This is a genomic window from Streptomyces atroolivaceus (assembly GCF_000717025.1).
GTDB lineage: Bacteria > Actinomycetota > Actinomycetes > Streptomycetales > Streptomycetaceae > Streptomyces > Streptomyces atroolivaceus.
In genome coordinates, this window is record NZ_JNXG01000006.1 from 45,247 (window position 1) to 58,439 (window position 13,193).

Annotated in this window: 11 protein-coding genes and 1 pseudogene; 6 read left to right on the forward strand and 6 right to left on the reverse strand. The window is 68.0% G+C overall.

Annotated features, from left to right (window positions below; translation table 11 throughout):
* Window positions 1–3 precede the first annotated feature (3 nt).
* The 4 genes from OO67_RS14930 to OO67_RS38560 all read right to left on the reverse strand — a co-directional run bounded on the left by OO67_RS14930 (window position 4) and on the right by OO67_RS38560 (window position 2,679).
* Window positions 4–909: a VOC family protein gene (locus OO67_RS14930; protein ID WP_033300501.1), complete on the reverse strand. Its 906-nt coding sequence runs from the start codon at window positions 907–909 to the stop codon at window positions 4–6.
* A gap of 38 nt (window positions 910–947) precedes the next feature.
* Window positions 948–1,433 (reverse strand): nuclear transport factor 2 family protein, encoded by a 486-nt coding sequence (locus OO67_RS35680; RefSeq protein ID WP_051709408.1) that lies wholly within the window; start codon window positions 1,431–1,433, stop codon window positions 948–950.
* An 84-nt stretch (window positions 1,434–1,517) separates the two neighbouring features.
* On the reverse strand, window positions 1,518–2,426 hold the full coding sequence (locus OO67_RS14940; RefSeq protein ID WP_033300502.1) for a LysR family transcriptional regulator: 909 nt from the start codon (window positions 2,424–2,426) through the stop codon (window positions 1,518–1,520).
* 34 nt (window positions 2,427–2,460) lie between these two features.
* Window positions 2,461–2,679 carry a hypothetical protein gene (locus tag OO67_RS38560; RefSeq protein WP_157841675.1) on the reverse strand — a complete coding sequence of 73 codons (219 nt, stop codon included), beginning with the start codon at window positions 2,677–2,679 and terminating at the stop codon, window positions 2,461–2,463.
* A 399-nt stretch (window positions 2,680–3,078) separates the two neighbouring features.
* Here OO67_RS38560 and OO67_RS36580 point away from each other — a divergent pair.
* Together OO67_RS36580 and OO67_RS14960 are read left to right on the forward strand one after the other, a co-directional pair.
* Window positions 3,079–3,856 (forward strand): annotated as a pseudogene (locus OO67_RS36580) (IS5 family transposase).
* A 294-nt stretch (window positions 3,857–4,150) separates the two neighbouring features.
* Window positions 4,151–6,934: a helix-turn-helix transcriptional regulator gene (locus tag OO67_RS14960; RefSeq protein WP_033300504.1), complete on the forward strand. Its 2,784-nt coding sequence runs from the start codon at window positions 4,151–4,153 to the stop codon at window positions 6,932–6,934.
* Between the two features lie 398 nt (window positions 6,935–7,332).
* Here the strand turns inward: OO67_RS14960 and OO67_RS38565 are convergent, their stop codons facing one another.
* Complete coding sequence (locus OO67_RS38565) at window positions 7,333–7,638, reverse strand: hypothetical protein (RefSeq protein WP_157841676.1); 306 nt, start codon at window positions 7,636–7,638, stop codon at window positions 7,333–7,335.
* 502 nt (window positions 7,639–8,140) lie between these two features.
* Between OO67_RS38565 and OO67_RS39740 the strand changes: the two genes are divergently transcribed.
* The 4 genes from OO67_RS39740 to OO67_RS14980 all read left to right on the forward strand — a co-directional run bounded on the left by OO67_RS39740 (window position 8,141) and on the right by OO67_RS14980 (window position 11,933).
* Window positions 8,141–8,359 carry a hypothetical protein gene (locus tag OO67_RS39740; RefSeq protein WP_244300190.1) on the forward strand — a complete coding sequence of 73 codons (219 nt, stop codon included), beginning with the start codon at window positions 8,141–8,143 and terminating at the stop codon, window positions 8,357–8,359.
* A gap of 718 nt (window positions 8,360–9,077) precedes the next feature.
* Complete coding sequence (locus OO67_RS14970; protein ID WP_033300508.1) at window positions 9,078–9,992, forward strand: MBL fold metallo-hydrolase; 915 nt, start codon at window positions 9,078–9,080, stop codon at window positions 9,990–9,992.
* Window positions 9,993–10,012: 20 nt separating this feature from the next.
* Complete coding sequence (locus tag OO67_RS14975; RefSeq protein ID WP_033300509.1) at window positions 10,013–11,506, forward strand: carboxylesterase/lipase family protein; 1,494 nt, start codon at window positions 10,013–10,015, stop codon at window positions 11,504–11,506.
* 46 nt (window positions 11,507–11,552) lie between these two features.
* Window positions 11,553–11,933 (forward strand): RidA family protein, encoded by a 381-nt coding sequence (locus OO67_RS14980; protein ID WP_033300511.1) that lies wholly within the window; start codon window positions 11,553–11,555, stop codon window positions 11,931–11,933.
* Window positions 11,934–12,525: 592 nt separating this feature from the next.
* Here the strand turns inward: OO67_RS14980 and OO67_RS14985 are convergent.
* On the reverse strand, window positions 12,526–13,086 hold the full coding sequence (locus tag OO67_RS14985) for a hypothetical protein (RefSeq protein WP_033300512.1): 561 nt from the start codon (window positions 13,084–13,086) through the stop codon (window positions 12,526–12,528).
* Window positions 13,087–13,193: the final 107 nt, after the last annotated feature.

Genomic DNA, 13,193 nt, shown 5'->3' on the forward strand with positions numbered 1-13,193 from the left:
CAGTCACGCTTCGATACGGAGCGTCGTGGGGGAGCTCACGTCGACACGCTGCGCCATCCAGGCGTCAGGGACGCTGGAGCCCCACTCGTCCACGCCTCGCGGGTCGTCGAGAGGCCAGACCTGTGGGCCGTTCCAGCGCCGGTCCTGGCCGATCCGGATCATCCCGGTGCCCAGCTCGACCATCACGCCGGAGACGTCGTTCATATACGCGAAAATGCTGCCGCCGGTGCCGTGGCGTCCCATCCCCCACACCAGGAAGTGCGTGTCGTCGACGAAGTTGTCGACCCGGTCCACGATCTGCTCGGTGGTGTCGTACTCGTAGGAGATGTGGTGCAGACGGGTGTCCGGGGACTGCAGAACGGCGACCCCGTGGTGCAGGGCGCCGTCGACGGGACAGTGCAACCAGCCGATCAGCGGCTCTTCGACGCTGCCGATCCAGTCGGAGTTGCGCATGCCCAGGTCGACGAAGAAGCGGATCAGCGAGGCCGGATCGGGCGTTCCGATGTTGAAGTGCGAGAAGTGCGCCGGCTGCGCGAGGCGCAAGGCGGGAGCGGCGTCGACGGTCTGCAGGGTCGAGTGGATCAACAGACCGATCTCGCCCGGCGCCTCAAGGAGGTGGGCGGTGTCGACACCTGCGTGGTCGATCGGCCCGTGGTCCTTAGCCCCTGCCGCAACGGCGCGCGCGACGTCGCTGGCCACGTCGTCGGACTCGAAGTTCAGCGTGTGGAGCGAGGTGGCTCCGCTCTGCGACGCGACGAGCACCAGATCATGGTGCACGGAGCGCGCTCGCAGGTAGGCCCTGTCCCCGGTGCGCTCCGTCACGGTGAGACCGATGTGTTCTTCGAAGAACCCGATCGAACTCTCGATGTCGGGCACTTCCAACGTGATGGATGAGACGCGCGTGATCATGGTGATTACCTTTCGTCGGCGCTCAACGAGGCGCGAGCCTAAGGCTGGGTAGGAACGGCGAGCTCGGCGTCCGAGCTCAGGAACTGAGTGGTGAGAATGCGACTGACAATCAGCAAGCCGTCAGGGGTCGAGACCACGTGGTCGCGCACGTCGGCGACCGAGACCGGCACCGTTCGCGATCGCGGCGCGTAACCGTCCTCGGCGAAAAGGCACAGGGACGACATCACCTCGGCGTAGTCGCCCGTGCTGCTCAGCACGTGAACGTTGCTGGCGACGTGCCGGCTGACTCGCGGGCCCCGAGCACGCCGCGCGGCGTACATGGCCTCGATCTCAGCGGGTCCGTGGAATCGCGCGGCATCGAACCCCAGCACACCGTCCGCCGTGAAGAACCGGTGCGCGTTCGCGGCGCCGCGGTGGTCCACGTCGAACCAGTACGCCGCCGAGAGGTCGGTCACCGCCTGACTCGAGATCATGATCAACCGCCTGAGTGATGTGATGTTCGACCCACGGGTGCGGGCCTTCATCCATCCTCAGGTGTGCTCAAGGACACATCAACGAGCATCTTGACCGTGATTGATCGGCGGCGCCGAACAATGCCTCCGCGCTCGTCAGGCTGCGGCGATGACCTCGGCGCAGACGGCTCGAAGTGAGTCGAGCAGCGTGCTGACCTGCGGTGTTCTCCGCGAGGACATGACGATCGCGCACACGTTGAGGTCAAGGCCCTCACCAGTGATCCGACGGAAGACGAGGCCGGGCACACGGTTCAGGTGGGCGGCGAAGACGGGGTGGATGCCGATCCCGTACCCCTGGGCGACGTACACCGAGACGATGTCGTAGTGGGAGACCTCGATGACGGTGTCAGGGTCGAAGCCTGCTCGCGTAAAACCATGCTTGAGGCGGGCGAAGGCGGTCGGATTGTCCGCGCGAGGACTCACCAGCATCTGGCGGTCGGCCATGTCGGCCAGATCGATGGGTGAGGAGTCCTGCGCCAACGGATCGTCCTCACGCATGATGGCCACCAGCGGCGAGGCGACGAGCGCGACCTTGCTCATCTGGTCGCTGACGGAAGGCTCCCAGCAGAGACCGACGTCAATCGCCCCCGACTGCAGCGCCACGATCTGCTCGCGGGTGTGCATCGTGATCGGTCGCCAGGGCGCTGGAGCAACCGGGCCAGGCGCGGCCGAGAGCTGGACCAGACCCGGCAGGAGTGCCTGACCGAGCTCGGGGGTGTGTCCAAGCCGGATCTCTCCTCGGTGATGCCCGTCCGCGACGGCCTTGCCGTACGCCTCGTAGAGAGCCGAATAGGCAGGCCGCGTGGTCTCGAGGACGCGATAGCCGAACTCGGTGATCGACACCCGGCGTGTCGTGCGGAAGAAGAGGCGCTCCCCCATAACCCGCTCCAAGCGAGCCACAGCCTCACTGACACTTGCCTGGTTCAACCGCAGAGAGGCGGCCGCTCGACCGAAGTGAAGCTCGTCCGCAACCGCGAAGAAGATCTCCATGTCGCGCAGATTCATGGGGCCATCCTGTCGCACCAGTGCCTCGTGGCGATCATCGTACCGTGGTGGTGGCAGCCCACCCGATCACGACATCTGCCGCCGATCGTTCCTCCACTTCACACAATCCCAACACCGACCAGCGCCGGTGTGGCACATCCCAGGCTGCCTTTGGCTCGAGCGTGTCGTCCGCCTGACCGCGGTCGAGGCACAGATGGGGCGCGCCGACCTGGCCAAGTTGCCGCTGCCGCGGCTCCTTCAGTTCCTCGGGCACGGCGACTTCGTATACCGATGGGGCCCGAGACACGACGGTCGCGATGCCGTCCCAGTAGAGCAACGCCTGATGGAGAACCTCCGTCGGAGGCTTCACCAACGGGTAGTACAACAAGAACGCCAACACTCCCCCTTTTTTGAACTCACACCTGGTCAGCGGCAGTTCACGCTGACGGGACGGCCCGCTCGGAGCCCGCAGCTTCGCCAGCGCGGCCGCGACCTCGACACGGCACACTCAAGCGGCCGGCTCACGCGCTGACTGGCCAACTGAAACGCTCAGTCACACCGGCCCAACAACCCGTCAGGTTGGAAGAGGTGCACTATCAACAGTTGTTGATCATGTGTCTGTCGGTCCGCTGGATCGTTGGTGTGGTCGTGGGGAAGAGACAGTCACGGCCGGATCGTCTCGGATGAACTGTGGTCGCTGATCGAGCCGTCGCTGCCCGAACCGGGGCCGAAACAGGTCGAGGGGCCGGCCGAGGGTGCCGGACCGACAGGCGTTGGGCGAGATCCTGTTCGTGCTGCACACCGGCATCCAATGGGAGTACCTGCCCCAGGAACTGGGCTTTGGCTCCGGCATGACCTGCTGGCGACGCCTGGCCGCCTGGAACGAGGCCGGAATCTGGGACCAGCTGCACGCGCTTCTGCCGAAGAAGCTGCGGTCGAAGAACCAGCTCGACTGGTAGCGGGCGGTGATCGACTCCTCCCACATCAGGGCGCCCGCAGGGGCCCAAAAGCGGACCCAGCCCGGGTCGACCGCGCACGGCCGGGCAGCAAGCACCACGTCATCACCGACAGCCAAGGCATTCCGCTCGCGGTGTCGTTGACCGGCGGGAACCGCAATGACGTCACCCAGCTCCTGCCCCTGCTCGACAAGATACCGGCAGTCGCCGGAGTGGTCGGCCGGCCCCGACGCCGCCCGGACGTGCTCTTCGCCGACCGCGGCTACGACCACGACAAGTACCGTCGGCTCCTACGCGAGCGAGGCATATGCCCGTGATCGCCGAACGCGGCCAGCCCCACGGCACCGGCCTGGGCACCTTCCGCTGGGTCGTCGAGCGGACCATATCCTGGCTGCACGGCTTCCGCCGCCTGCGCTCTCCGCTGGGCACGACGCCGACGACATCCACGAAGCCTTCCTCGGACTCGCCGTCTGCCACGTCCAGAGGCTTTGTTAGGGCCAATAGGACGAGCGCGGTCAGCCACCCGGGTCTTCTCATGGACGTCCCCAATCAAGTCGACTGCGTAGAAGTGGCTTACAAGCGACCGCATGCCGTACGGACCCGAGCCGACCAACCACGAGCGTCCAGCAACCATGACAGCGCCTTCCGGTCAGGGTCTCGGTTTATGCGATCCTCGTCGTCGATGGCATGACACCACCGGCGACGCACGGCCGTTCCTGCCCGCCGTCCCGGAAAGGGCCGCCGTAGCCCCACGCTAGTGTCGGGGTACCTCGATTCCTTGGAGCATCCGTGCAAAACGATGGAAGGGCTCGTGGGGACCAGCGCTCGACGCGTAATTCCGGTCCGGCGGTGGTGAGCCGAGAAGCCGAAACCGCAGAAATCATCCGGCGTGTGGGCACTGACCGGTTCCACAGCGACGTTTTGGTCGTCACGGGTGACCCCGGTGCCGGAAAAAGCACGCTGCTCGACCTCGCGGCCGATCGCGCACGGGGCGCGGGCGGCCGAGTGCTGCGGGCGGTGGGGAGCGGATCCGAGGCGCACCTCGGATTCGCCGGTCTTCATCAGTTGCTGCGCCCGGTACTCGCTGAAACGCAGGGACTGCCGTCGCGGCAGCGCTCCGCGCTCCGAGCCGTCCTTGGGCTCGAAGAGTGTGCGGAGGCTCCCGACGCAATGCTCGTCGGTCTGGCGGTCCTGACCTTGTTGTCGGACCTGGCGGAAACCGCCCCGCTGCTGGTGGTGGTCGACGACGCTCAGTGGATCGACCGCGCATCACTGGACGTTCTCGCGTTCGTGGCGCGACGCATGGACAGCGAGCCTGTCACGTTGCTGGTCGGAGTCCGCACCGCGGCCGCCCTGCCTGGATTCGACAAGGGATACGAGCGCCTCGAACTCGGTCCGCTGGACGCTGAGGCGGCCAACCTACTGCTGGACCGGCAACCCACGCCGCCCACCGGCCGAGCCCGGGTGCGGATCCTCCAGGAGGCGGCCGGCAATCCGCTGGCTCTGGTGGAACTGGCCCACGCCACCGCGATCCGGCGCCCCGAGGGCAGTGGGGTGCAGGGCCCGCTGCCGGTCACCGACCGACTGGAGCGGATCTTCGCGGGGCACGCGGCGGACCTGCCGGAACCGACCCGCCGCATCCTGCTGCTGCTCGCGGCCGCCGACGCGGCGGACGCTCCGGCGGCGGCCGTGGGACTTCCCGAGGCGGACGACGAGGTATGGGTCCCCGCGGACCGGGCCGGTCTCGTACGCCAGGACGGAGCCCGGATCTCCTTCCGTCACCCGCTCATTCGCTCCGCCGTCTACCATGCCGCGTCGTTCGAGGAACGCCGCCGGGCCCACCTCGCTCTCGCGGAGTTGCTGCGCGAGGAGCCCGACCGCCGCGCCTGGCACCTCGCCGCCGCGACCATACGCCCCGACCAGGAGGTGTCGGCCGCACTGCAGCAGACGGCCGACCGCGCCCGGCGCCGGGGTGGCTTCGCGGCCGCGGCTGCGGCCCAGGAGCGCGCCGCGGAACTCAGCCCGCGCCGCGAGGACCGGGCGCGTCTTCTGACCGAAGCCGCCACCACCGCCGTCTTCACCGGTCAACTCGGCTGGGTGGAACAACTGGCCGCCGCAGTCCACCAGTGCACCGACGACCAGGCACTGCTGGGCAAAGTCGCGCTGGCCACCGGACAGCTCATGTCCCTGGGCTCCCATCACACAGCAGCCTTCGCTCTGCTCATGCGTGTTGCCGACGAAGCGACGGACGCTCGGTCGCCCCTCGTTCTCGACGCGCTGGCCGCGGCGGCGGTGGTCCGTTACTACTCGGGCGAGGAGTCCCAACAGCGACAGATCCAGAGCCTGCTCTCCCGCATGCCCGGCGATGCCACCGCAGGGGCGCTGCACGCCTGGGTCCTGGCCGTCTCCGACCCCAGCAGCGCAGGAGCCTTCCTCACACCGGCCCTGCCCGGGCTCATCGCCAAGGCCAAGGGCGACGCCAGTCGCCTGACCGCGCTGGCCATCGTCGCCTGGCTGCTCGACCAGACCACCCTCGCCGCCAGGACCTTCGACGAGGCGTTCGACCAGTGGCAGGCCCGTGGATGGCTCCCGGACGGATTGGGATGCGCGGCCGGCTGGACCCGCTTGGAGCAGGGCCGATGGGCCGAGGCCCGCTCGGTGGCGACTGACATCGCGGCCATGGCATCGTCGGCCGGACTCGACCATGCCGAGGCGTGTGCTCACGCGCTCGATGCCACGGTGGTCGCTCTGCTGGGCGACCCGGCCACCGCACGCCGGCTCGTCGAACGAGCCCTGGCTCTCGTCGATCCACTGGAGAGCCGCTCCGTCGCGGTCTTCGCACGTCGGGCCCTGGGGATGGCGGCCGTGGCCGAGGGCGACTACGACACCGCGTACACGCAGTTCCGCTCCGCGTTCACCGATGCCGGCGATCCGGTCCACTACCACGTCTCCTACACCCTCCTGGCCGAACTGGCGGCGGCGGCCGTCCGCCGAGGGCGACAGGAGCACGCCGCAGAGCTGCTGGAACGGTCGGCGCGGCGCCTCGGTACAGGCATGTCGGCACGGGTGAGGACACTGATCGACCGAGGCCGCGCCCTGCTGGCGGAACCCGAGCACGCGGAGCTGTTCTTCCGCGCAGCGCTCAAGGAACCCGCAGGTGAGCAGTGGCCGTTCGAACGGGCGCAGACACAGCTCGACTACGGGGAATGGCTTCGGCGGCAGCGCCGTATCGCCGAGGCCCGTCCGCTGCTGAGCGCCGCTCTTGAAACCTTTAAGCGGCTGGGCGCGCGGCCGTGGGGCGAACGGGCACAGGTAGAACTTCGCGCCGCCGGCATCGAGGCGGGCGACGTCGTACCCACTGCCTTCACCGAACTCAGCCCTCAGCAGCAGCAGATCGTCCAGCTGGCGGCCCGTGGCCTGACGAATCGTGAGATCGGGGGCAAGCTGTTCCTCTCACCGCGCACGGTCGGTTCTCACCTCTACCGGGTGTTCCCCAAGCTCGGCATCACCGCCCGCTCACAGCTCCGCGACGTGGTCGAAGGCATCCTGTCGGGGACTGGCGTCCAGGGCTGAGTGCAGTTTTCCCGTAATAGTGAACACTCGACGCTTACGCTGCGAGGGCGTGTTCTTGCTCGTGTCGCTGCCGGGTCTCCAGCGGGGTGAGGTAGCCCCACACTGGATGCCTCCGCAGCCGCTTGCGGTGGTAGAAGGTCTCGATGAAGGTGAGAATCTCAGCGCGGGCCGTGGTTCGGTCGGGTCGGCGGCAGGTGCACATCTCGCTTCAGCAGCGCGAAGACGCTCCCGCCGGCGAGGCGAGCGCCTGGCCGGGATACTCCCGGGCCACCGACAAGTCTGAGGAAGGACAGCACGGTCGATCGAAGTGCGGGTCAGGAGGCCGCGGGAGCATCCCGGCACCCGCATCCTGGCCGTCCATCGCTGTGCTGGTCAAGAAACCCGGGATATCCGGTACTTCACATTTTCACTGTCCGAGCGCGCGATGCAGCCGGGCTGGAGGCCTCTGCGGCCGGTGCCATCGTCAGTGCGTCGACCACGGGGGATGCACGGTGAGGGCTGGCCATCAAGCAGCCGACGATCTCGCGGGTCGCCAGGTCTTGCCACGTCGCTAGATACAGCCAGTCCTCGTCGGTGGGGATGTCGGTGAGGACACTGACCAGATTCCGCCCCGGGGCGGCGGCCGTGAAGTCACGGCCAATCAGCGAAACCTGTTTTCGCGGGTGTTGACCGCGCTGGGCATGGCCGATCCAGAGTCGGCCCACGAGGCAGCTCTTGAACGGGCGAACGGCCCAGCGCACGCGCAGGGCGCGGAAACTTGAGGCCTGACGAAGACGCTCCGGGTGTCGAGTGCCCCTCGGCCACCTGGCAATTGTCCGTCCCAAGTCCGTGCACTGCCTGGCCCCCTGAACCGTAAGCCATTGTCCACGGGTACAGACCCGTCCGGCGTTGCGGGGTCGCCAATGCCGACAATGGACGCCTTGACTCGTTTCACCGTCCAGACCACTGCGAACTACCTCACGCTCCTCCACCTGCGTGCTGCAAAACCTCCGAGAGCAGTCACCTGACGCATACCGGACGGGATCCCCGCGTACCGAGACCGGCGAAGCGGGCGGTGGCCGGCCAGAACCTCGAGACACCCCTGGCGGTCGTGCACCCGCGAACGGACCTACGGAGCACCATGGTGGCAAACCAACGGCAGCACTGTGGAACCGCTTTGCCGCCTTTGACCCCGGGCTCACGCGTCTGACCTCCGCGATGCGCGCCGTGCTCGGCACAGCCGCGGCACTTGCCGTGCTGACAGCGCTGCGAGCGCCCGAAACTGTGCTGGTAGTCGGCGGTTTCACCGCGATGACGACGTCACTGGCGATGAGCGACCTGTATCCGCGCAACCAGCTCATCACCCTCGGGCTGGGCGCTCCGCTCTCTCTCGCGTCCCTGGCCACCGGAGCTGTGCTGACGCCGTACCCGACGGCAGCCAGCTGATCTTTTTGGTGATCTACCTCGTCGTTCAGGCCCACCAGTTCGGCTCACGAGGGCTGGGAATCGACCGGGATTCTCCTCGCACACGGCACGCCCCAGAGTCGTCAGGGCACTGTCCCTGCTCCCGGAGGAGCCGCGCGTCAGCCGCAGTCGGCCGTCGCTGGAGCGTCGCCTGCACCAGCACGTCAGTCGCCTCGACGCGACCTTGAACGCGCTGGTACGAGCTGCGAACCCGCTCGTCCCAGACCCCGGCCGCACCACCATGATCCCGCCCGAGAGCGTTGACATCCCGTCGCCGCACAGGCCGGCCCCGGTTGTCGCGGTGCGCTGCGTCGATCTCGAGGACCAATGCAACGACCAAGCCGTCTGACACCCGCCAGAACGCGTCACGGGGTGACCGCACACCCTTGCATTTTGCTGATTTGCACGCATAAAGGCCGTCGGCGTGAAAGGCAGTAACAGTCACCGCACACGACACGGCCGACAAGCAGTCATACGGGTCCGGCTGCCGTCTCGTGAACGCGGCGGGGTAGCCACGCGCTCATCCACAAGGCATCCGGGAACGGAACTGGAAATGGGGAGTCACCCCGCCTTTCACCTGACTTAAAGAGGAAAAGTCCCTGTTCAGAGCCGTACACACCGGTGCAGTCACATGACGGATACCGCGCCCGCTGTAGCCGCTCGTACGGTGGGTAAACCCTACGAACTCCAAGGAAATCACATGGAACAGATCACGCTCGGCAACGTCTCCATCACCCGCGTCTGGGAATATTACGGGTCCGTCGAAATGGAGCCCCACGCCTTCTTCCCGGAAAGCTCGCAGGAAGTCTGGAAGGACGGCGTCCACTGGCTGGCCCCGCATTTCCTGGACACCGAGACCAACATCGTGAATTCCGCGATCCAGACCTGGCTGCTGCGCAGCGGAGGCAAGACCATCCTCGTCGACACCGGTGTGGGCAACCACAAGGAGCGCCCGTACGCGCCGGTCTGGAGCCACCTGGAGACGGACTTCCTGGCCAACCTCGCCCGGGCAGGTGTCCAGCCCGAGGACGTGGACATCGTGATCAACACGCATCTGCACATCGATCACGTCGGCTGGAACACGTACCTGGACGGGCGGAGTTGGGTTCCCACCTTTACCAACGCCACCTATCTGATGCCGAAGGACGACTTCGACTTCTGGAACCCGGCAAACGGCCACGAGCCGCTGCCCGGCCGCGGCAACCAGAACGTCTTCGAGGACAGCGTGGCCCCGGTGCACCAGGCCGGCCAGACGCTGCTGTGGGAGAACAGCCATCAAATCGACGCCGACCTGCGCCTGGACGCGGCTCCCGGGCACACCCCCGGCTCCTCCGTGCTGACCCTCAGCTCCGGGACGGACCGCGCGGTGTTCGTCGGTGACCTGCTGCACAACCCGGTGCAGATCGTCGAGCCGGATGCCAACAGCTGTTTCTGCGAGGACCCGGCGGGCGCCCGCGCCACCCGCCGCAAGGTGCTGGGCTGGGCGGCCGACAACAACGCGCTCCTGATCCCCGCGCACCTGGGTGGTCACGGTGCCGCCGAAATCGCGCGTAACGGCAACACGTTCGACATCAAGGGCTGGGCGCCCTTCGCCCCGTACTCCGAGCAGGGCTGACGCCCCGGAAAGGCATAACTGTGAGCCACGAACCTGAGCCCGTCGTCACCACCGCACAGGGAGCCGTCCGCGGTCTCCGTCAGGACGACGGCACCGCCGCCTTCCTGAACATCCCCTACGCCGCTCCTTCGATGGGCGCCGGCCGGTTCGCCCCGCCGCAGCCGCACGAGCCCTGGGACGGCATACGGGACGCCACCGTGCCCGGCCCCAACGCCCCGCAGTCCGAGCGGAAGCTCGGCAGCATCGACATGGCCCCCTACTTCGGCGCCGGCTGGAGCCGTGGCAAGGACTACCTCACCGTCAACGTCTTCCAGCCCACCACCGCGGACAGCGGCCTGCCCGTGATGGTGTTCGTCCACGGCGGCGGGTTCGTCGCCGGATCGACGCGGTCCGCGCTGTACGACGGTTCCGCCTTCGCCCGCGACGGCGTCGTCCTGGTCACACTCAACTACCGGCTGGGCATCGCCGGGTTCCTCGACATCCCCGGGGCGCCCGCCAACCGCGGCCTGCTCGATGTCGTCGCGGCGCTGCGCTGGGTGCGGGAGAACATCGCCGCCTTCGGCGGTGACCCGCACCACGTCACCCTCTTCGGCCAGTCAGCCGGCGCGACCGTCGTCGGCGGCATCCTCGCCACCCCTGAGGCCGCGGGCCTGTTCCGCCGCGCGATCGTGCAGAGCGGCAGCGGTCTGGGGGCGTTCACCTCCGAGCAGGCCGCCCGTGTCACCAAGGCCGCGGCCGAGGAACTGGGCATCGAGCCACACGCCGACGCCTTCGCGGACATCTCCGACGAGCGCCTGGTGGAGGCCGCCTCCCGGCTCGCGGGCATCGACCTGCAGACCGAGACACACCACGATCCGCTGATCGGCCTCAGCCCTTTCAGCCTGGTGCTCGACACACAGCCTGCCGTCTCCGTCGGCGCCGGCCTGAGCGCTGATGTCGACCTGCTCATCGGGACCAACACCGAGGAGGGAAACCTCTACCTGGTCCCGGTGGACAAGTACGCCACCTCGACCGCCGACGATGTCGACGATACGGCGGCGCGCTCGCACCCGAAGCCCGCGCAGCTCGTGGAGACGTACCGCACCACCCGCCCCGAGGCGTCCTTCGGTGAGCTGCGGTCGGCCATCATGGGCGACGCGCTGTTCGGAGCGGGCAGCTGGGCCCTGGTCGGCGCACATGCCGCCCACCCCCAGTCCGCCACGTACAGCTACGAGTTCGCCTGGCGCTCCCAGGCCCTGAGCGGAGACCTCGGCGCCACCCACACGATGGAACTCCCCTTCGTCTTCGGCATCGCCGAACTTCCGCAGTTGGCGGGTGAGGGCGCCCTGCTCGGCCCCGACAAGCCCCCCGCGGACCTCGCCACCCGCACGCACGAGGCCTGGATCCGCTTCGCCAGAACCGGCAACCCCGGCTGGGACCAGTACGACACCACACGCCGGACCACGATGCACATCGAGGCCGAGTGGACCCAGGTCGACGACCCCCGCAGCCAGGAACGACAGGCCTGGGCCTGACCCCGTCGCACAGATCGCTCCGTGCGCCCTCCGTCGAGGACACACCATGAAAACCGTCGTCACCACCGACAACGCACCCACTCCGGCAGCCCCGCTGTCCCAGGGCATCCGCAAGGGCCCGATCCTTCAGGTCTCCGGGCAACTCCCGTTCGACCCGGCCACCGGCGCGGTCGTCGGCACCACGGTCGCCGAGCAGACCACGCAGACCCTGCGCAACGTCACCGCCGTACTCGAGGCGGCCGGCGCCGGACCGAAGGACGTCGTGATGCTCCGCGCTTACCTCACCGACGCCGCCCACCTGCCCGAGCTGAACGAGGCGTACGCGGCGGCCGTTGGCGAACCGTTCCCCGCCCACACCACCGTCTACATGCAGCTCCTTCCGGGACTGCTCGGGGAGATCGACGAACTGGCAGTCCTGGACGACTGACTCGGCTACCCGGTAAGGGCCATGTTGCGTTCTGCCGTAGGGCCGGGATGGGGCTCGGACCTCGTCGCACCCCAGGCGCGCCAAGGGAAAACCGCGATTGCGCAGATTGCGCAATCGCGGTCAGGGCACTTCAGGCAGCAAGATTCGCGGCTCAGGTCCGGGCGCGCGCGGCGACCTTGGTGGCCAGCCGCTCAGCCTCCGGGAGGAACTTGTCCGCTGCCTCACGAGTCTCTCCCTTGGCGAGGGTGATCTTCGCCTGAGCGAGAGCCTTGTACGCTGCGGTGAGCTGGTCACCGCCTTGTGCATTTCCGCGACGGCGGGATGCGCAGAATCGGTACTGGTGGCAGGGGAGGGTTCCGACTGCTTGGCCGCGATCTCGCGGGCGAAGGCGGTCAGCTCGTCGGGAGTGAGCTTGTCGTCTGCCTCGCCGGCCGCGTCCTTGATCGTCTCGTCTACGCTCACGAGATCGGTTTCTGGCACACCGTCCGTGAAGCGTGCACCGTGCGTGACGGTCAAGGGCCGCTCTGACCGTCCGAAGAGCTGGTGCTCCGACTGGAGGATCTGCTGTTCCTCGCGCTCGTGGCGGGAGGGCTCAGGGCTGCTCGGGCGCCGTGTCCGCCCCTCGGTGCCCGCAGTGCGGGCAGCGCTCGCGGCCGTCCCACGCGGACCAGCCGAAGTCGGTCGGAGTGAGGGCGGGGCCCTCCAACTCATTGCGGACGGCCTCACGGTAGGCCCATACGGCGTCCAGGTAGGGGTGGTAGATGTCGTGGAATGCGGGGGTCGAGATGCCGGCACCCGCGGCGACAGTCTTCCGCAGTGCGCGAAGGTGTTCGAACATGGTCTGGCCCGTGCCCGCGATCTGGGCGCTGGCGTCGAGGAAAAGACGCTCGCGCACCTCGTAAATGCGGGCGTCCGTCAGAGCCAGGCGGCTTGCTTCCTCCAAGTCGGTCGCCTCGGTGCCGCTTTGCGCAAGGCGGCGCAGTTCGGTGTGGGCCGCGCCCGCCGCCGCGATGAACTCCGTGTAGACGTCCCGGCGGCGCGCCTGAAGGCCGCGGCGGTGTTCCTGACGGGTGCGCAGGCGGTCGGCCAGCACCGTGCCCGCTATCGCGATCAGACCGCCGCCCAGTGTGGCGATCAGCGTCCCCCACTCCATGACGTGTCCCCCAGTCGTTGTTCCGGAAGGGCGTGCCCCCGCGCCACCCCATCCACCAGATCATGCCCGACGGCCAGGGACGACCGAGTACGCTTCGGCTGTTCGGC